This window comes from Halomonas sp. DP4Y7-1, from assembly GCF_019800705.1.
Lineage (GTDB): Bacteria > Pseudomonadota > Gammaproteobacteria > Pseudomonadales > Halomonadaceae > Halomonas > Halomonas litopenaei_A.
Map to the genome: position 1 here is coordinate 23,565 of NZ_JAHVKS010000003.1, position 19,317 is coordinate 42,881.

The 19,317-nt window shown below is 64.8% G+C and carries 19 protein-coding genes; 5 read left to right on the forward strand and 14 right to left on the reverse strand.

Features of this window, described 5'->3' with window-relative positions; genetic code table 11:
- Nucleotide 1: 1 nt before the first annotated feature.
- The gene (locus tag KUV72_RS06495) at nucleotides 2-355 is read right to left on the reverse strand and encodes an ArsR/SmtB family transcription factor (protein WP_206941852.1); all 354 of its coding nucleotides are present in this window, start codon (nucleotides 353-355) and stop codon (nucleotides 2-4) included.
- Nucleotides 356-521: 166 nt separating this feature from the next.
- On the opposite strand from KUV72_RS06495, the gene KUV72_RS06500 reads away from it, so the two are divergent.
- Nucleotides 522-971, forward strand: coding sequence for a DUF2946 family protein (locus KUV72_RS06500; RefSeq protein WP_222237829.1), 450 nt, complete (start codon nucleotides 522-524; stop codon nucleotides 969-971).
- 269 nt (nucleotides 972-1,240) lie between these two features.
- Nucleotides 1,241-3,520 (forward strand): TonB-dependent receptor domain-containing protein, encoded by a 2,280-nt coding sequence (locus tag KUV72_RS06505; protein ID WP_222237830.1) that lies wholly within the window; start codon nucleotides 1,241-1,243, stop codon nucleotides 3,518-3,520.
- A gap of 194 nt (nucleotides 3,521-3,714) precedes the next feature.
- Here KUV72_RS06505 and flgL read toward each other — a convergent pair whose 3' ends face one another.
- The 11 genes from flgL to flgB form a co-directional block, all read right to left on the reverse strand.
- Nucleotides 3,715-4,950: a flagellar hook-associated protein FlgL gene (flgL, locus tag KUV72_RS06510; RefSeq protein WP_222237831.1), complete on the reverse strand. Its 1,236-nt coding sequence runs from the start codon at nucleotides 4,948-4,950 to the stop codon at nucleotides 3,715-3,717.
- Nucleotides 4,951-4,963: 13 nt separating this feature from the next.
- Entirely contained in the window at nucleotides 4,964-6,604 is a 1,641-nt protein-coding gene (flgK, locus tag KUV72_RS06515) for a flagellar hook-associated protein FlgK (RefSeq protein WP_222237832.1), read from the reverse strand.
- 94 nt (nucleotides 6,605-6,698) lie between these two features.
- The gene (flgJ, locus tag KUV72_RS06520; RefSeq protein WP_261317415.1) at nucleotides 6,699-7,814 is read right to left on the reverse strand and encodes a flagellar assembly peptidoglycan hydrolase FlgJ; all 1,116 of its coding nucleotides are present in this window, start codon (nucleotides 7,812-7,814) and stop codon (nucleotides 6,699-6,701) included.
- Between the two features lie 110 nt (nucleotides 7,815-7,924).
- Nucleotides 7,925-9,064 carry a flagellar basal body P-ring protein FlgI gene (locus KUV72_RS06525; protein WP_261315742.1) on the reverse strand — a complete coding sequence of 380 codons (1,140 nt, stop codon included), beginning with the start codon at nucleotides 9,062-9,064 and terminating at the stop codon, nucleotides 7,925-7,927.
- A gap of 10 nt (nucleotides 9,065-9,074) precedes the next feature.
- A complete protein-coding gene (locus tag KUV72_RS06530) occupies nucleotides 9,075-9,728 on the reverse strand; it encodes a flagellar basal body L-ring protein FlgH (RefSeq protein ID WP_224851953.1) in 654 nt (217 codons plus the stop codon).
- 175 nt (nucleotides 9,729-9,903) lie between these two features.
- Nucleotides 9,904-10,686: a flagellar basal-body rod protein FlgG gene (flgG, locus tag KUV72_RS06535; RefSeq protein WP_206941865.1), complete on the reverse strand. Its 783-nt coding sequence runs from the start codon at nucleotides 10,684-10,686 to the stop codon at nucleotides 9,904-9,906.
- A gap of 60 nt (nucleotides 10,687-10,746) precedes the next feature.
- Nucleotides 10,747-11,502 (reverse strand): flagellar basal-body rod protein FlgF, encoded by a 756-nt coding sequence (gene flgF, locus KUV72_RS06540; protein ID WP_206941867.1) that lies wholly within the window; start codon nucleotides 11,500-11,502, stop codon nucleotides 10,747-10,749.
- A 62-nt stretch (nucleotides 11,503-11,564) separates the two neighbouring features.
- Nucleotides 11,565-12,818, reverse strand: coding sequence for a flagellar hook protein FlgE (gene flgE / locus KUV72_RS06545; RefSeq protein ID WP_222237834.1), 1,254 nt, complete (start codon nucleotides 12,816-12,818; stop codon nucleotides 11,565-11,567).
- A gap of 120 nt (nucleotides 12,819-12,938) precedes the next feature.
- On the reverse strand, nucleotides 12,939-13,634 hold the full coding sequence (flgD, locus tag KUV72_RS06550) for a flagellar hook assembly protein FlgD (RefSeq protein ID WP_222237835.1): 696 nt from the start codon (nucleotides 13,632-13,634) through the stop codon (nucleotides 12,939-12,941).
- 4 nt (nucleotides 13,635-13,638) lie between these two features.
- On the reverse strand, nucleotides 13,639-14,043 hold the full coding sequence (flgC, locus tag KUV72_RS06555) for a flagellar basal body rod protein FlgC (protein ID WP_222237836.1): 405 nt from the start codon (nucleotides 14,041-14,043) through the stop codon (nucleotides 13,639-13,641).
- A 39-nt stretch (nucleotides 14,044-14,082) separates the two neighbouring features.
- A complete protein-coding gene (gene flgB / locus KUV72_RS06560; protein ID WP_206941875.1) occupies nucleotides 14,083-14,499 on the reverse strand; it encodes a flagellar basal body rod protein FlgB in 417 nt (138 codons plus the stop codon).
- Between the two features lie 192 nt (nucleotides 14,500-14,691).
- Between flgB and flgA the strand changes: the two genes are divergently transcribed.
- From flgA to KUV72_RS06575, 3 genes are all read left to right on the forward strand, one after another.
- Nucleotides 14,692-15,471 carry a flagellar basal body P-ring formation chaperone FlgA gene (gene flgA, locus KUV72_RS06565; protein ID WP_222237837.1) on the forward strand — a complete coding sequence of 260 codons (780 nt, stop codon included), beginning with the start codon at nucleotides 14,692-14,694 and terminating at the stop codon, nucleotides 15,469-15,471.
- A 152-nt stretch (nucleotides 15,472-15,623) separates the two neighbouring features.
- Nucleotides 15,624-15,926 (forward strand): flagellar biosynthesis anti-sigma factor FlgM, encoded by a 303-nt coding sequence (gene flgM / locus KUV72_RS06570; RefSeq protein WP_222237838.1) that lies wholly within the window; start codon nucleotides 15,624-15,626, stop codon nucleotides 15,924-15,926.
- Nucleotides 15,923-16,372 (forward strand): flagella synthesis protein FlgN, encoded by a 450-nt coding sequence (locus tag KUV72_RS06575; protein ID WP_222162350.1) that lies wholly within the window; start codon nucleotides 15,923-15,925, stop codon nucleotides 16,370-16,372. The genes flgM and KUV72_RS06575 overlap by 4 nt, the downstream gene beginning before the upstream one ends.
- Nucleotides 16,373-16,511: 139 nt before the next feature.
- Here KUV72_RS06575 and KUV72_RS06580 read toward each other — a convergent pair whose 3' ends face one another.
- Together KUV72_RS06580 and KUV72_RS06585 are read right to left on the reverse strand one after the other, a co-directional pair.
- Complete coding sequence (locus KUV72_RS06580; protein WP_222237839.1) at nucleotides 16,512-18,287, reverse strand: EAL domain-containing protein; 1,776 nt, start codon at nucleotides 18,285-18,287, stop codon at nucleotides 16,512-16,514.
- A gap of 280 nt (nucleotides 18,288-18,567) precedes the next feature.
- A complete protein-coding gene (locus KUV72_RS06585) occupies nucleotides 18,568-19,314 on the reverse strand; it encodes an SDR family NAD(P)-dependent oxidoreductase (protein WP_222237840.1) in 747 nt (248 codons plus the stop codon).
- Nucleotides 19,315-19,317: the final 3 nt, after the last annotated feature.

Genomic DNA, 19,317 nt, shown 5'->3' on the forward strand with positions numbered 1-19,317 from the left:
GTCAGGTGGGGTCGCTACAGCCAGGCGTCATCAGGTCGGCCAGCGGATGACACACCTCAGGACGTCCGGCGCAGCAATCGCGCACCAGGAAGTCGAGTGTCCTGGCCATGTGCGCCAGATCTGCCCGATAGACGATCGAGCGACTTTCCCGGCGCTGGCTGACCAGCCCAGCGCGGCTGAGCACGCCAAGGTGGGCCGATAGGGTGTTGTGGGGCACCTCCAGCAAGCGCGCCAATTCCCCCGCCGGTAGGCCATTGGGCTCATGCCGCACCAGCAGGCGAAAGGCCGCCAGCCGAGTAGGCTGGGACAGCGCCGCGAAGGTATCGAGAGTCGGTTGAAAGTCTTTAGTGTCCATATGTCCGGAATTATGGACATATTAAATGGCACGTCAAGGGTCTCTTGATCCACGACATCCCAAGCCCCGTCATCACCCTGGCTGCGACATCGCACCGCGCGTGAGGCCTCACTCACTGATCGGAACATCGCTAGACTGGCACAGTCTTGTGACCGGTAAGCCCTCGATGCCCTCATCACCTCCCCACGCCTTTCGTTCGCGCCATGCCCTCTGGTGGGCTCTGGTGGCGATGTGCCTGGTGGTGCTGGGACCGCTGATCGGGCAAGTCAGCGGCCACACCGGTGGACAGATGCACGGTCATCATGCGGCTCACCCTACCAGCGCTGATGCGGGGGTTCTCACGGCCCACCACACCAGCAGCCACTCTAGCCGCCACATAAGCCGCCAGGCGAATAGCCACAAGGGCCACGCCACCGACCAGGGTATCGGCCTGGCCGATGCCTGCGGCTACTGCTCGCTGTACCAGCACGTGCCGGTGCTGACCCTGCTGCTGGTGCTTGCCGCCCTGGCCGGACCGGTCCGGCGCCAAGGTGCCCGTCACAGGCCCGCACGCGGCCATTCCCGCCCCGCCATCTTTCCCCAGGCGTTGACGCGGGCGCCCCCCTGCTCTCCCTGACCATCCAGACCTAGGGAAGCGCTGAATAAATCAGCCGAGCGGCATGAGGCGCCAGGCGCCCGCAGCGCAGAACCCGGAGCCTATGCGGTATAGGTGAGGAGTTCGAGCAGCGCGTAACGCAGCGAATCGGCGGCGCAGGCATTTATGCAGTGTTTCCCTAGCCAGCCTGACCACCAAGGCTTTTATACGGGCCCCTCGCTTCCACTCTTGCGGAAGTGCTGACGGCCCCTGGATCACATCGTGCTTTTTCGCACCTGTCAGGGAAGCCCATGACCGCTTTCTGTGAACCCCTGCGCGCTCGGCGCGCCCCTCTGGCCACGGCCATCACCGTGGCGTCGCTGGCGCTGGCCGGCTCCCCGGCGCTGTATGCCAATGACGCCGCTATCGACAACACCGTCGCTTCCGGCGCCGAACCCTTGCTGTCGACGCCGACCATGGTGATTACCGCGGTGCCCCTAAGCTCGCCGGTCACCATCGTGACCGACCCCCGTGTGCCGCGTCAGCCGGTGCCGGCCAGCGACGGAGCCGACTACCTCAAGACCATTCCCGGCTTCGCCACCCGGCGCACCGGCGGCACCAACGGCGACCCGGTATTCCGTGGCATGTTCGGCTCGCGCCTGCGCATCTTGACCAATGGCAGCGAGATGCTGGGGGCCTGTCCCAATCGCATGGATACCCCGACCTCCTACATCAACCCGGAAAGCTATGACGAGCTGACGGTGGTCAAGGGGCCACAGTCGGTGCTGCACGGGCCGGGCGCCTCGGCGGCCACCGTCAACTTCGTGCGTGGTCCAGAGCAACTCGATGAGGACGGCATGCGCTTCGATGCCAGCGCCACCCTGGGCACCTACGGTCGCTTCGATCGCCGCATCGACACCGCCATCGGCGGCGACACCGGCTACCTGCGCGTCGTCGCCAACGAGTCCGAGGCCAACGACTACCAGGACGGCGACGGCGACACTATCCATTCCGAATGGGACGACCGCTGGAACGCTGACGTGGCGCTGGGCTGGACCCCCAACGATGACACCTGGCTCGAGCTGGCCGTCGGACGGGGTGACGCCGAAGCCGCCTACCCCGGGCGCATGATGGACGGCAGCAAGTTCCTGCGCGAGACCATCGACCTGCGCTTTGAAAAGCGCAATATGAGCGAGCACTGGACCAAGCTGGAAGCGAGCCTCAATTACGCCTACGCCGACCACGTGATGGACAACTTCCGTCTGCGCGAACCCAAGCCGATGAACATGGGCGGAGGTCATGGTGGTGGCCACGGCAGCGGCGGCATGGGCGGCATGGGCGGCATGGGCGGCATGGGCGGCATGGGCGGCATGGGCGGCATGGGCGGCATGGGCGGCATGCCGATGATGGCCGGTGCCATGGCTGATCGCATGCAGATGGGTGGCATGGGCGACATGTCCATGGATGACCCGCGCATGGAGAGCGAGCTCGACCGCCGTACCCGCGGTGGCCGCATCGCCTCCACCTGGGAATTCGAGGACCTTACCTGGATCGCCGGGATCGACGGCAGCACCGAGGACCATCGCAAGCGCAGAAGCGCCATCGACGATGACGGCGACTTCCTCGGCGCCGGGCACTTCGCCTGGGACAAGGACTACACCCGAGGCCAGGCCGGACTCTTCAGTGAACTGACCTGGTATGCAAGCGATATGGAGCGCTGGATCGGCGGCGCCCGCTATGACTACTACCGGGTCCAGGACGAGAACGACGAAGGCCACAGCGACAGCGCCGGCGAGGTGCGCCATGACCGCCTGCCAAGCGGCTTCTTTCGCTATGAGCGCGACCTGGCCGATACACCGGCGACCTTCTACGCAGGCCTCGGCCACGTCCAGCGCTTCCCCGATTTCTGGGAGCTAAAGCCCGACAACCTGGGGCCAAACGGTCAAGAAACGGCCTTCGAGGGCGTCGAACCGGAAAAGACCACCCAGCTCGACATCGGCCTGCAATACCAGGGTGAGCACCTGGGCGCCTGGATCTCTGGCTACGCCGGCTACGTGCAGGACTTCATCCTGTTCGACTACAACGGCGGCCCTGGCGGAGATGATACCCAGGTGACCAACGTCGATGCCCAGATCGCCGGTGCGGAAATGGGAGCAAGCTACGCCTTTACCGACGCACTGAGCGGCGACGCCAGCCTGGCCTATGCCTGGGGACGCAATGCCGATGATCACGAGGCACTGCCACAGATGCCACCGCTGGAGGGCCGTTTCAGCCTGAACTGGCACCGCGGTGACATGTCGGTGGGCGCACTGTGGCGCTTGGTCGCCGCCCAGCACCGTACCGACGAGGGCAAGGGCAACGTGTCCGGCAAGGACTTTGGTGACTCCGCCGGCTTCGGCACCCTTTCCTTCAATGGCGCCTACGACGTCAGCGAGTCAGTGACCCTGAGCGCCGGTGTTGATAACGCCTTCGACAAGACCTACGCCGAGCACTTGAATGTGGCCGGAGATGCGGGCTTTGGCTTCGACGCGAACGAGCGCATCAACGAGCCTGGACGCATGTTCTGGACCCGGGTCGATCTGCACTTCTGATCACCGCTCTTGATCACCACTCTTGTCACCACAGCCAGGCAGTCGCCGTAGAAACCCCATAGGCAATAGAGAAGAAGTCGCAAGACCCAAGGCAAGAAAAACAGCGCGCCCCGGAGAGGACGCGCCGTTTTTGCATGGGGATGGGAAGAGACATGGGGGGAAGAGACGTGGGGGCAAGCCCCACACCACCCCCTTTACAGATAGTTGAACAACGACAGGTCACGAATGCCAATGAAGGCCTGCTGGGCGGCCTGCATGCCCACCTGGCGCAGACTGTACTCAGAGATCGCCTGGTTGTAGTCCAGGTCGACCAGATCCGACATGGTCTGGGCGTAGTTGAGTTCACGGTTGCCGCTGACCGAGTCGATCACGTCCAGCTCATTGAGCCGTGCGCCGACCGAGGCGCGCTTGGTCAGCACGTTGTCGAGGCTGGCGTCCAGCTCGCGCATGGCGCCGTTGAGGGTGTTCTCCAGCGTCGCTTGCTGGGCGGGTGTGTCCGCCGGCGCTTCGAGCACCGCCAACACCTTCTCGAAGGTGGTAAAGACGTTGGTGTTCATCTCGTCGGCGGGGCCGAACACGACAGTATCGCCTGCCACAGGCTCGCCTTCGAGCTCGAGGCGCAGGCCTCCCACCTCTACCGTGGTGCCATCGGCTGCAAAGGGCTGATCCTCGAACGCAGCGCCGGCGCTGACCCAGTTGCCGCTGCCATCATCGACCTCCACGCTGTAGGTGGGCGCATCCGCCGTGCCACCGAACTCGACCCGGTAGCGATCGCCATAGCCGGCATTATCGGTGTCGACGACATCGGGGCCGGCAAAGGTCACGCTACCGGCATTGGTGCTGCCCTGCTCAGCCACGTAGCCCGCGCCGCTGGGCACGCTGGTGAAGATGTCGGCACCGGTATCCCCCACCGGCATCTTGCGCGAGGCGTCGACCTGCTGCTTGCGCACCTGATCGGAGCCAGCGTACTCGATGCCACTGCCAGAGTCCTTGAACGGTTCGCTGCCATCGGCATAGCCACCGAACAGGTAGCGTCCATTGCCATCGGTCGCATTGGCCTGACCGATCATCGTCTCGTAGATACCGCGCAAGTCGCTGGCGATGGACTGACGGTCGGCATCGCTGAGGGTGCCGTTGGCCGCCTGAATCACCAGGGTCTTGGCACTGGCCAGCGCGTCGCTGACGCTATTGAGCACGCTTTCTTCCTGGGACAGCGCATTGCGTGCGCTGACCCTGGCATCGGTGTACTGCTGGGTCACCGCCTGGGCCTGGCTGACCGACACCGCGCGGGAGGCCGCCTGGGGATCATCCGACGGGTTGACCACTCGGCGCCCGGTCGCCAATTGCTGGCTCAGGTGCATGAAGTCGGACTGCTGACGGTTCAGTGAGCTGACGCTCTGGTCAAACATGGTAACGGTGCTGATACGCATGACCTGATGCTCCTTAGCCTCTCAGTCCAAGAATGGTGTCGACCACCGAGGTAGCGGTGTCGATGACCTTGGCATTCGCCTGGTAATACTGCTGATAGCGGATCAGATTGGCCGCCTCTTCATCCAGGTTGACCCCGGACTCGGACAGCTTGACCGCGCTGAGCTGCTCGGTCAGCCCCTGCTGCGCCGCCAGATTGACCTGCACCACATTGGTCCGGTTGCCCACGTCGCTGACCAGTGACGCGTAGGCCTGGCTGAGCGTCGCGCTGCCACCGACAGTGAGCGCATCCTGCAGCCCCTGCATGGCCAGCGCATTTTCGTTGTCGCCGCTGGCTCCGGACAGGCCAGCCGCAATCTTGTCGGGATCGCTGATGGCGGTCTCGAATTCACCGGCAGCGCGACGCACCGGCTGAATCTCGAAACGGTCACCATCGGCCAGTGCCGTGGGATCGTCGATGGTGAGCGTCACGCCGCCAAAACTGAGGGTGTTCTCGACCGCATCGAAGGTCGTGGTGATCGTCTCTCCGGTATCGCTGCGGGTGACCTCGAAGGTCGGTGGTGTGGCCGCGGCATCGGTGACCAGCACCTGGTAGTCCGCCGCCTCGAGCTCGCTGATATTGGCGGTGTCGAAGCTCGCCGTCAGGGTTGCACTGCCCGTATTGGCATCGTGGGTGAAAACCCTGGGAGCGCCGATATCAAACATCGCGCCACCGTCCATTCCCTCCAGGTCTTTGCCGAGGGCGTGCTGTTCGTTGAAGGCCACCGCCATGGACACCGCCAGCTGGCCGATCTGGTTCTGAGTGCGATCCAGCGTCTCGGAGCGGAACTGGATCAAGCCTCCCAGGGAGCCGCCCTGCAGACCGTCTTCATCCAGCACCTGCAGGCCACCCCCGGGATCCTGGTAGCCAACGACGATGCGCTGGGGGTCGCTGGGAGACGATACCGCCTTCAACTGATAGGACTGAGTGCCGGCCACCAGCGGCTGACCGCCAGGGAGATTGACGCGGTAGGAGGTACCGTCCTGGACCGTCAGTTCGACCCCGATACGCTCACTCATTTCCGTGACCAGCTGGTCGCGCTGGTTGAGCAAGGCATTGGGCGCTTCGCCGGTCTTGGCCCGCGCCAGGGCAATCTCGCGATTGAGGGAGGCCAGCGCCTCGCTCTGATTGTTGATCTGGGTGATCTCGTCGCGAATCTGGCCATTGATGCCGTCCTGCATGTCCTGCAGGTAGCTGTCAAAAGCGCGGAACTGGGCACTCAGCGTATCCGCCGCTCCCAGCACGCCCTGACGGGCAGCAGGATCAGACGGTGCCGAGGCCAGGTCTTCCATCGAGGAGAAGAAGTTCTGCATCAACGGCGCCAGACCGGCGTCCTGGTCGGCCAGCAGACTATCGATCTGGTTGACCTGGGTCTGGTAGGCATTCAACGCCGAGTAGGCGCTGATCGAGCCATTGAGCTGGTCCGCCACGTACTGGTTGAACTGGCGCTCGATGTCGTTGACCTGCACCCCCTGAGTACCGCCACTTCCCTCGCCCAACACCGTGATCTCGCGGTTGTAGCCAGGGGTGTAGACGTTACTGATATTGTTGCTGGTGGTGGACAGGGCATTCTGGGCAGCATTCAGACCGCTCAAGCCGATGGAGAACATGCTCATGGTGGAATTCCTTTCGCCGATAGAAGCGTTATCGGCCAAACCGCTTCAGGCTTGAGGCCGACAGCACCATTTCGTCCGTTGCCGTGCTGCGGGTCTAGAAGACGCGGGTAGGGTTCGTCGCAATATCCGCCTGTGCCAGCCAGTCTCCGCTGTCGCTGGCCTGGCTGACGCTTGCCTTGTTATCGCTTGCCTGGCTGCTGCTGGCCTGGCGGATGCTCGCATCAGCGCTGGCCCGCTCGACGGCGGCCACCTGGGTCGCCGCGGGAGCATCACTCAGCGGACCGAAGGTATGCATGACCGCAATCAGCTTGGCGGCATAGGCCGGGTCGGTGGCGTAGCCCCCCTGCTGCAGCGCGTGGGCGGCCGCTTCCGCATCGGGGGCCGCGGTCACAGCGGCGTAACGCGGGTTGTCGCTGATCAAGCGGGCGTAGTCGGTAAAGGCTTCCTCGAAGGAGCCGTAGACACGGAAATCATCGCGAATGCGCAGGCGCTGCCCCTGCTCCACCTCGTGGGTGGTGATCCGGGTCGTGGGGCCCTCCCAACGACTACCGGCCTTGATGCCGAACAGGTTGTGGCTGTTGCCGCCGTCGGCGGTGGCGATCTCATGACGCCCCCACCCGGTTTCCAGGGCCGCCTGCGCCAGAATCAACTCTGCCGGCACGCCTGAGGCCTGACTGGCCGCCTGGGCAGGCGCGGCCAGCTTGTCGAGGAAGGCCTGGACATGGGCCGGTGTGTCGCGTGCCTCGCGGCCGCTGATCTGGGCATCCGCTGCCTGCCGATCCAGCCCCGCGGTAACGGCGCCCAGTTCATCCAGGAAGCTGGCGGGCATCTCGACCTCATCAGCGGCCGGAGCGTCGCTTCTCAATGCATTGGACAGCGGACGCGGGGTACCGCGCGGTATCCCGGCGATCAACGCCTCCACCTCCGAGCGCTGTTCTTCGCTGCTTGGCTGGGGCCCGCGCAGCTGCTGCAGCAGCTGATCCGCCAGGCCGATACCACGGCTAGCCATGGTCTGCGACCACTGCTGGTCGAGCAAGGACTGGTAATACTGGGTCTGGCGGGATTCAGTCAGGCCGCTGCTGGGCACCGCATCGCGCATGCTCTTCATCATCATGTTGATGAACATCGCCTCGAACTGGCGCGCCGCTTCAGCGGCGGCAGCCGGATCCTGCTGGCGCGCACTGGTCTTCAGTCGCGACAGTCCCTGCATGTCCAGCGCGAAGCCCGCTTGCCCCACACTGCCCGTAGCACGGCTGGCTCCTGCCAGCGCAGACCCGGACAGACCCAGCGGAAGGCTCGACGACAGATCGGATATGGCCATCAGATGATCTCCAGCTCCGCTCTGAGTGATCCTGCCGCCTTGAGCGCTTCCAGGATCGACATCAGGTCATTGGGGGTCGCACCCAGCGCATTCAGCGCGTCCACCACGTCCAGCAGGCTCGCCCCCTCAACGATCTGCAGGGTGCCCTGCTCCTCGTTGATGGTAATGTCGGAGTCCGGCACGACCGCGGTATTGCCGGTCTCGCTGAAGGGCGTAGGCTGGCTGACGCCAAAGGCGGTATCGATGACGATCGACAGGTTGCCATGGGCCACCGCTGCCCGCTTCAGGGTCACGCTGCCATTGAGCACGATGGAGCCGGTCCGCGAATTCAACACCACCCTGGCTCGAGCCGGCATTGGCGTCAGCTCCACACTCTCGACCCTGGCCATGAAGTTGACCCGAGAGTTGGCGTTGGTCGGCCCATTCAGCGCGATCACTCCGCCGTTGCGCGCTGACGCCACCGGGTAGTCGAACTCGTCATTGATGGCTTGAACCATGCGCTCGGCGGTGCCGAAATCGGCCTGGTTGAGCTGCAGTTCGAGCACCCCGTCGCGGCTGCCCAGCGACAGCGGCACGGTCTGCTCGACCATCGCACCACCGGCGATGCGACCCGCGGCCTGATGGCTGATCTGCACACTGGAACCGGCGGACTGCGCGCCGGCGCCGTTGATCAGCAGATTGCCCTGGGCCAGCGCGTAGACGTCTCCATCGGCCCCCTTCAGCGGGGTCATCAGCAGGCTGCCGCCGCGCAGGCTCCGCGCATTACCGATCGACGAGACCACCACATCCAGGCGATGTCCCGGCTGAGCAAAGGGTGGCAGGTCGGCGGTCACCATCACCGCTGCCACGTTGCGCAACTGCATGTTGGTCCCCGGCGGCACCGTAATACCCAGCTGGGACAGCATGTTGTTGAGACTCTGGCCGGTGAACGGCGCCTGCATGGTCTGGTCGCCGGTGCCATCCAGCCCCACCACCAGGCCATACCCCACCAGCTGGTTGTCGCGCACACCGGCAAAGGTGGCCAGGTCGCGGACCTGCTCGGCGCGGGCCAGGGACGACCAGGCGCTCAGGCCGATCAGCAGCACCAGCATCAGACTGCCGAGGGTCAGGATGGGGCGACGGGAAACGGGATGTCTCATGATGCCAGGCCTAGAAGGGAGAAACGTTCAGGAAGAAGCGCTGCATCCAGCCCATGTGCTGGGCCTCGTTGATATAGCCATTGCCCACGTACTCGATACGGGCATCGGCCACCGCCGTGGAGGGCACGGTGTTCTGGGTAGTGATGAAGCGCGGATTGACGACGCCACCGAAGCGAATGAACTCGGTTCCCTGGTTGATGGCGATCTGCTTCTCGCCGCGCACTCTCAGGTTGCCGTTGTTCATCACTTCGATCACCGATACGGTGATGGTGCCGGTGAAGGAGTTATTGGCCTGGGAGCCGCCGCCGCCGGCAAAGTCCGAGTCACCGTCGATCTCGAAGCCATAGTCCAGCAGGTCTTCCAGACCATCCGGCACCTGGGAGAAGGTCAGGCTGGAGCTGCCATCACGATCAGCGTTGGAGCGAGAGTTCTTGCTGGCGCTGACCTCTTCATCCAGCACGATGGTCAGGATGTCGCCAACGCTGCGCGGACGACGATCCTCGAACAGCGGCTGGTAGCCCCGTGCCTTCTGGAAGATCGAGCCGTTGGCCACCGGCAACGGGCGATCGGGGATCTCGATCTGCTCCTGCTCGCCGACCACCGAGGCATGAGGAATCTGGGCACAGCCCGACAGCGCCAGCACGGCCAGCGCCAGGGCCAGCATCACCAGGCGCAGCGCTGGCCCCAGCACCGCATGAGAGCCCCCATCAACGCCAGTACGTGGCTGCCGCAGGGAAGAGTGAGTGTCAGCGTACATGGCCGGCTCCAGCGCTATCAGGGGACGTGACTCAGGGTGTCAGCACGTCGATGGTCAGGGGCGTGTCAGTGACAGGCCGAGATCACAGCTGCGCCAGGCGCGCCAGCATCTCGTCGCTGGTCTGCACCGCCTTGGAATTGATCTCGTAGGCGCGCTGGGTCTCGATCATGCTGACCATCTCTTCCACCACGTTGACGTTGGACGTCTCGACGTAGCCCTGCAGCAAGCGACCGGCACCGTTCATGCCAGGCATCAGCTCGTTGCGCGGCCCGGAGGAGCTGGTCTCCACGTACAGGTTGCCGCCGATGGACTGAAGCCCAGTGGCGTTGACGAAGGTCGAGATGGTGATCTGGCCGACCTCGTCGGACTCACTGGTGCCGGGCTGGGTCACCGAGACGATGCCGTCCTCGCCGATGTCCACGGACAGGGCGTTGTCAGGAATGATGATGGCCGGCTCCAGCGGATAGCCATTGGCGGTCACCATCTGGCCGTTCTCGTCGAGCTGGAAGCTGCCGTCGCGGGTAAAGGCGGTGGTGCCATCAGGCATCAGTACCTGGAAGAACCCCTTGCCGTTGATCGCCAGGTCCCGGGAGTTCTCGGTCGACTCCAGGCCACCCTGGGTATGCAGCCGTTCGGTGGCTACCGGACGCACACCGGAACCGATCTGCATGCCGGACGGCAGGCGATCCTGGACGTTGTTCTGGGCCCCCGGCTGACGCATGTTCTGGTACAGCAGGTCCTCGAACACGGCGCGGGACTGCTTGAACCCGTTGGTCGAGACGTTGGCCAGATTGTTGGAAATCACGTCCAGCTGGACCTGCTGCGATTCGAGTCCGGTCTTGGCCGTCCACAGCGACTTGATCATGGTGCTTCTCTCCTCGTGCCGGGCCTTGCCAGCGCCGGCCTGTATTCAGGGGCCGTGGTATCAGCCGTTCAGCGACAGCAGGCCGTTGGCCTTCTGAGCGTTTTCGTCAGCGCTCGAGATCATCTTGGTCTGCAGCTCATAGCGGCGCGCCACATCGATCATCGAGACCATGGCCTCCACCGGATTGACGTTGCTGCCTTCCAGGGCTCCGCTGACCACCGTGACCTGCTCCGCCGCCGGCAGCTCAGCCGGCTGGCCGTTGGCGCCCGTCGCACGGAACAGTCCGTCTGCGCCACGCTCCAGCTCGCCAGGCTCGGGAGCGACCAGCTTGAGTCGACCCACTTCCGCCAGGGCGTCCGGGTCCTGGCCCATGCCGATGGCGCTCAGGGTGCCGTCGGCGCCGACAAACAGCTCGGCCTCCAGCGGGATCTGAATCGGGCCGCCCTCGCCGATCACCGGACGCCCCATCGACGTCAGCAGGCCATTGGCATCGACCTGCAGGTCTCCCCGGCGGGTGTAGGCCTCGCCGCCATCGTCACCTTGCACGGCCAGAAAGCCGTCACCGTCGATGGCCAGGTCCAGGGTGCGCCCTGTGCGGGTAATCGCGCCTGGCGTGAAGTCGGTGCCTGGCGTGGTGGCGGCGGTAGAGACCCGAGTGTCCAGACGCGCTTCGCCTTCCACCGGCACCGCGCGCATGGCATGCAGCTGGGCCCGAAACCCGGAGGTGGAGGCGTTGGCCAGGTTGTGGCTGACCACCGACTGCTGTTCCATGGTCTGGCGGGCGCCACTCATGGCGGTATAGAGCATGCGATCCATCGGCTATCCCTCTGGGGCGTCTGGGCGGCCGCTGCCTGCGGCAGCGGCCGGGGCGGTCATCATCAGCGCAGGTTGATGGCGGTCTGCAGCACTTCGTCCTGGGTCTTGATGGTCTGGGAGTTGGCCTGATACGCCCGCTGGGTGACGATCATGCTGACTAGCTCCTTGGCCATGTCGACGTTGGACGTTTCGATGGCGCCGGACTGGATGCCACCCAGCAGGCCGGTGCCCGGTGCGCCTACCAGCTCCTGGCCAGAGGCGTCCGTCGCCGCCCAGGTGTTGTCTCCGGCAGGGGACAGGCCTTCCGGATTACGGAAGTTGGCCAGGGCGATCTGACCGGCCGGACGGGTCTGCTCGTTGGAATAGCTGCGCACCACGGTGCCGTCGTCCTGGATGCTGATACCGACCAGGGCGCCGGAGGTATAGCCATTCTGGTTCAGTGCCGTGGTGCTGGCGCTGTTACCGAACTGGGTGGAGCCGGAGATATCGAAGGTCAGGCCCATGTCCGTGGCGGCGCCGTCGAAGTAGTCGGCGGAGGCAAAGGACATCGCAAACTGGCCGTTGGCCGGTGCGGTCAGCTGACCATTTTCATCGAATTCCATGGCCATGGTCTGGGGGGCACTGGGCGTCGCCCCATCCATCAGCACCTTGCCGTCCATCGCCATGGTGCCCGTCCAGGTATTCGGCCCGGTCTTCTCGTAGTAGACCGTCACGTTGCGCGGGTTGCCGAGGGAGTCATAGGCGGTGAAGTTGTTGGAGTAGTGATAATCCACCTGCACATTGGTGGCGCCACCAGACCCGGCCAGGGTCACGCTGTTGGTGTCGACACCCACTTCCTTGCGCGAGTCCAGATTGAAGGTGGTGGCCACCTCGGTGGTGGCGCTGGCCGGCATCTCGTCGGCCTCGATCTGCAATACTTCGGGCTGACCGCCGACCTGTACTTGACCGGCAGCGTTGACGCCGTAGCCCATGATGCGGGCGCCCTGGGCGTTCTGCAGGTAGCCATCCGGGGTCATCGTCAGCTGGCCATTGCGGCTGTACACCACCTGGCCGTTCTGCTCCATGCGGAAGAAGCCATCGCCGCTGATGCCCAGGTCCAGGGGACGATTGGTGGATTCCAGGTTGCCGCCGCTGAAGTCCTGCAGCACCGTGGAGACCTTGGTGCCCAGGCCGATCTGGGAATTGGCGAAGACGTCGGCGAACTGGGCGCTGCCGCTCTTGTAGCCCACGGTCTGCGAGTTGGCGATGTTGTTGCCCAGCACATCCAGGCTGTCGGCGGCGGCATTCAGGCCGCTAAGCGCTTGTGAAAAGCCCATGTCACACTCCTTAGATAGTTCCCTGCGTCGATGACTCGACGATCATGTTCTCGACCTTCAGCGGCGCACGGCAGCCTCGTCGGCACAGCCTGGACGTCGCCAGCGACCTCTCGTCTCGCCCTACAGAATCTGGCGAATATCATTGAGCGCCACCTGGCCGTAGACCGCGCCAAGGTCGAGCATGACCTGGCCGCTGTCCGTGGCCGGGGACACACCCCCCACCTGGGCATAGTTCAAGGCGGTGACCGACAGCGCCTCACCCTCGACACCGGTGGCATCGATGCTGACGCGATAGGCACCTTCAGGGGCGGCCACACCGTCCGCGGTCATGCCATCCCACTGGAACGACTCGCTCCCCGCCGATGCCGGGCCCAGGTTGTAGCTGTTGATGACTTCACCGGACTCGTTGGTGATGGTCACCTTGACCTCGGCCGCGGGGCTATCCAGCTCGACACCAAAGGGCGTGGATACCGGTGTGCCGTCGTCGTTGTGGGCCATGACGATGCGATCTCCGGGCACCAGCACGCCCTTGCCGATCAGCGAGGTCGCCTGCAGCGCCTGGCCGGCATTGATCTGGCCGGTGATCGACGACATGGTCTCGTTGAGATCCTCGATGCCGGATACGGTATTGATCTGGGCCAGCTGCGAGGTCATCTCGCTGTTATCCATGGGGTTGAGCGGATCCTGGTTCTGCAGCTGCGTCACCAGCATCGTCATGAAGTTGTCGCCGAGCTCATCGGAGGCCTGCTTGGAGCTGGCCTGAGCGGTCGCGGCATTGACGGCGTTATAGACGCTGGGATCAATGGTAGTGGCCATCGGCTCAGCCCTCGCCCAGGGTCAGCGTCTTGAGCATCAGCTGCTTGCTGGTGTTCATGACCTCGACGTTGGCTTGATAGGAGCGGGAGGCGGAGATCATGTTGACCATCTCGCCCACCGGGTCGACGTTGGGCATCGACACGTAGCCGGCATCGTCCGCCAGCGGGTGCTCGGGGCGGTACTCCTGACGCAGCGGAGAGGGATCCTCGACCACCTCGCGCACCGCCACACCGCCGATGCCGTCGCTGGCGGCGCGCGATTCAAACACCGCCTGACGCGCTCGGTAGGCCTCGCCGTCGGGGCCGGACACGCTGTCGGCGTTGGCCATATTGCTGGCGGTGACGTTCATGCGCTGAGCCTGGGCGGTCATCGCCGAGGCGGAAATATCAAAGATCGAGAACATCGACATGGAGCGCTCTCCCTGCGTGGAATAAATGGTGGCCTGGGCTTATTGCTCTGGCTGCATGGCCTGCTTGAGGCCCTGGATGCGGCTGTTGAGGATGGTCAGCGCAGCCTGATAGCGCACCGAGTTGTCGGTAAACGCCGCCCGCTCACGATCCATGTCCACGGTGTTGCCATCGAGGCTTGCCTGTTCCGGCACGCGATACTTGAGTTCACTGCCGCCCAGGGACAGCGCGCTGCCGTGCCCCGACAGGTGATGGCCAGAGGTCCGCGACAGCGCCAGCCCCGGCTGGGACATGCCGCGGGTAGCGGATTCCAGCGCCTGGGCGAAATCCATGTCGCGGGCCTTGTAGCCAGGGGTATCCGCATTGGCGATATTGCTGGCCAGCACCTTCTGGCGCTCCTGTCGCAGCGACAAGGCCTGCTGATGAAAGGCCAGAGAGGCTTCGAGCTGATCGATCATCCCAGTGCGCTCCGTAGGCAGGGAACAAAGACAAAGGTTTCGACGATGAAGAATACCCAGCCCGGTGTCAGCACAAAGCCGTGAACAGCCGTCATAAGCGTGCCCATTTCGATCCATACCGGCGCCGCGCCAAGGCTAGACTGGTGTGCCATACGCCATCCCAGGCCATGTTTTCGGCGACAGGTACCCGCCATGCCACAGCGTTCGCAGCGCCTAGAGACCCTTTCCTTGCTGGACCCGCAGCGACGCTCAAGCCTTGCGCCGCTGGCGCGACTGCTGCTGGTCATTTTCCTGCTGGCCACGTCCCTGCTGACCATTGCCTGCACAGCACAGGCCGCGGATGAACCGCAGCACACCGCGTTGCTTGATCGGGTCGAGGGGTTTCTGTTCGAACAGGCGCTGGCCGACGGCGCCTCGCCACAAGACCTGCAGATCGAGGTCTTTGCACCGGCGGCAGACCTGACGGACTGCCAGGCAGCAGAGCCCTTTCTGCCTCGCGCTGGTACGCGCCTGGCCGGACGGGTCTCGGTAGGGCTGCGCTGCGCCGGGGAGTCGCACCGCACGCGCTATCTGCAGGCTGACATCACCCGCATGGGTTGGCAGCTGGTGGCGGCTCGCGATATTGCTCCCGGGGAACGTCTGAGCGACGACATGCTGGGCCGCGAGCGGGTCGACCTGGCCCGGCTGTCCTCCCAGGCATTGAGCGACCCTGCCAGCGCCATCGGCCAGGTCGCCCGGCGCGGCATCCGACAGGGGCAGGCCCTGGCCAGCCACCAGCTCAGCGCTCCGAAACTCGTCAGACGAGGCGAACAGGTCGCGGTGGAAGCCAGCGGACGCGGCTTTCGCATTAGCCGCCAAGGCGAAGCCCTGGAGGCAGGAGGAATGGGGGACAGGGTGCGCGTCAGGGTGGATCGGCGCCAGGTGCTCGAGGCCAGGGTGGTCGATCGCGGGCGCTTGGCCGTGGCCTTCTAGCCGCTTACCTTCATGCTTGCAGCGCCCACCACTGGTCATCCAGACCCTGCTGGCCTAAAGTTTGGCGCAGCGCTGCCGATACCCTTTCTAGTTACCGAGTCAGGCACGTCAGCCGCGCCTGCTTCTAGCGCCAATCTTGTGAGGCCATGCCCGTGAAAATCGATTCGCAACAGCCGCTGACCCGCCCCGCCCAGAGCGAAGGGCCTCAGCAGAGCGAAAAACCGACGCCCGCTGGCACCTCGTCATCGGCGGAAGCCGGCGCCCAGACCCACCTCAGCCGTCCGGCGGCCGATGCCAGCCAGGACATCGACATGGCACGGGTAGAAGAGATTCGCGACGCCATTCGTGAAGGTCGTCTGAAGATCAATCCGGAGCGGATCGCCGACGGGCTGATCGACAGTATTCGCAGCATGCTGGACGAGCCGGCGACCGGCAACGGACGCGATCCGTCATGAGCCTCACCCGCCTGCTGGATCAGCAGCACACCCGCCTGAGCGATCTGCTGGGACTGCTGCAGCAGGAGCAGGAGTGCCTGGTGCAAGGCCAGGTCGACACCGAGGCCCTGGTGGGATTGGCCACGCGCAAGTCGGAGATTCAGCAGCAACTTGCCGAGACCGAGGCGCGACGTCGCCAGGTGCAGTGCCGCCTGGGCTACGCCGACGACCGCGAGGGCGCACGCCAGGCCGCCATGGATGCAGGTTGTATCGCGCAGTGGGACTCCACCATGGCGATGGCCAGGGACGTCTCCCGCGCCAACCTGCGCTGCGGGGAATTGCTCGGCCTGCGTATGCAGCACAACCAACAGATGCTCGACGAGATTCACCGCATCGCCAACGCCAGCGTCTATCGGCCAGACGGGCGTACCCGCCTGCAACCCTCGCGCCTGAACGTCTCGGCCTGAGCCGCGGCAATCCTTAGCCAGCCACTGCAGTTTTCCACACGTCAGTGACTCACACCGCGGTTACCCATACTGCTGTTACCCACACTGCGGTTGCCCAGCCAGCGCCGATAGCCGGGCAGTGGCCGAGTGACTCATATGACTACAGCGGTGCCGCCGGCCTCGCCCCCGCCGCCACCCAGGCCAGCAAGGCGTTAGCTTCCAGCGGCGCCCCCAGCAAATGCCCCTGAGCCCGCATCAGCCCCAGCGCTCGTACCGTTTCGAGCTGGCTGGCGGTTTCTACCCCAACGGCCACCGCGGTGAACTCCAGGGTCTCGAAGCAGCGAATCAGCGCCGCGACGCTCTGGCGTGCACTCGATGAGGGTTCAGCCAGCGCGCGCAGGGTATCGGGGCCCAGCTTGCCGAGGGAGACCGGCAGCGAGGCCATACCGAACAGGTCCACCGGGGACTGGCCCAGCCGGTCCACCCCCAGTCGAACGCCCAGAGCCACCAGCCGCCGCAGCAGGTGAGACTGGCGGTAGCCCACCTCAAACAGACCGATGCCATCGACCTCCAGGCTCAGCCAGTCAAGACGCTCGTCGCCGCCACTGTCTGCACTGCACAGCTGACGGAGATACAGGTCCAGCGCCCGGCCATCAAAGCTGACCTGATCGAGCAGGCAGGGATGAATGTTGACCGCCACATCCCAGTCCCCCAGCGCCAGCCCCGCTTCGCGCCAACGCCGGCGCTGGGCCACGACCTCCTTCAACACCCAGCGGTCCAGCCGATCGATCAGCTGCATCTCCGCCGCCAGCCCCAGGAACTCCTCCGGGGCGATATCCCCGCGGCGGGGGTGGCGCCAGCGCACTAGCGCCTCGAGCCCGCAGCAATGTCGCGAGGACAGATCGAACTGGGGTTGAAACACCAGGTACAGCTGCTGGTCGGGAAACATCAGCGCTTCCTGCAGCTCCTGACGGAAGCACTGCTGGATTTCCATCAACTGCTGAAGGCTGCCGTCATAGAAGGCAAAGCTGCCCAACGGCGCCTCTTCCAGCGCCTTTTCCGCATGGGCCAGCAGCTCGCCCGCCTCTTCTCCATCCTCAGGGCATAGCGCAATACCGATGCGCGGCTCGATCAGCGCAGGCGAGTAACCGGAAAGGGTAAACGGGGGTTCCAGCGCCTCCAGGCAGCGATCGGCGATCACCTGGAGGGTCTCGGGGGACATCGGATGCTCCAGCAGGATGCCCCAGCGCTCCCGGTCGAGCTGCACCACACTGTCTTCGCGTCGCAGGGTGTTGACCAGGCGGCGGCCAGCGCGGCGTGACACACGTGACGCCACCTCGGCGCCATGCTCAACCATCAAACGTGAAATACCATGCAGCTCGACCAGCATGACCCCAAGGCGCTGACCCAGGCGGTCGGCACGTTCGAAGGCGTGGGACAGACGATCTTCGAAGATCCAGGCGCTGGCCACGCTGCCGATATCCGCATGGCGGCGCTCGAGCACCGACTCGGCGTCAGCGTTGAGGTCGATAAAGGTGACCAGCCACATGAGCGGTTCTGACGGCGAGTCCGCCTCGCCCGCGTCGCGATCGAAGGAAACACAGGACATCAGGCCCAGGCGAGCATTGGCGCTGTCATCTACCAGCAGCCAGGCCTGCTGCCATTCTTCACCGGGTGACAGGGTGTGATAGCTGCCACGCTCTCCCAGCAGGTTGACGAAGGGGCGAAACAACTCGTTGAGATTACGCCCGATCAGCTCTCCGCCGGTGGGGCATGCCAGCACCGTCAGGGCCGTGTTGACCCACACCAGTCTATCGTTGGCATCAATCAGTGCCATACCGACCGGCGCCCGGTCCAATACCAGCCCCGCCACCACCGACGGGTGGCGCGTCACAGTGCCGCTGGCAGCTGCCTGCGACAGCGACCTTGGGCCCATGTTTCCTCGTCGATCCTTAGCCATGTGCCCTGCCCAGAAAAAGGTAAGCGGTGCGCATTACCTAATATAGTCATTATCGGCTGGCAAAGTGCACTCTTGAGGGCCGACATGGATGGTTTTTATACGAACCGGGCCGGGAAAATGCTGCGTAAATTGCTGTGCTCGACTTCTCGGCTGCTGGCGGCACTCAAGTTCCTCATTTAACCACTTGTAAACTCAGTTCTTTCCGTTCCGGCAGTCGCCGACCTGACATCGCTCGCTACATTTACCCAGCGCTTCGCTAGCGCGGACGCAGGCGCAGGGCGTCCATGCCACCATCCACCGGCAGGCAGACCCCCACCGTCGAGCGATTGGCGGGATCGGCCAGATAGGCCACCGCCTGGGCCACCTCGGCGGCGGCGACCAGCCGTCCGTGGGGCTGGCGAGCCTCCAGCGCCGCACGCTCGGCCTCGGGGTCCGGCGCCTGCGCGAGCAAGCGGCCGATCCAGGGGGTGTCCGCCGTGCCGGGCGAGACGCAGTTGACCCGAATGCCCTGTGACAGGTGATCGGCCGCCATGGCCCTGGTCAAGGCCAGCACGGCGCCCTTAGTCGCCGAGTACAGAGCCCTTTGCTGAATCCCCGCGGTGGCGGCGATGGACGCCATATTGACGATGGCCGCGGCGTCCGACTCGCGCAGATGAGGCAGCGCCGCCCGCGACACCCGCGCCATGCCGGCGACGTTGACCTCCCAGGCGCGCGCCCACTCCTCGTCCGGGTTGTCCGCGACGTCGCCCTGGGCACCGATGCCTGCGTTGTTGACCACGATATCGATACGCCCCAGCGCACTGGCGACCGACGCCACCGCGCGCTCTACCTGTTCGCTGCTGGCGACATCGCACGCTTTCCAGTGGTGTTCATTGGCGGGATCCTCGCGATCCAGCACGGCGACGCGGGCGCCTTCGCCGGCCAGGCACGCGGCGATCGCCGCGCCGATGCCCGAGGCGCCACCGGTGACGATGGCCACCCGTCCTTCGAATCGAGCAGTCATGGA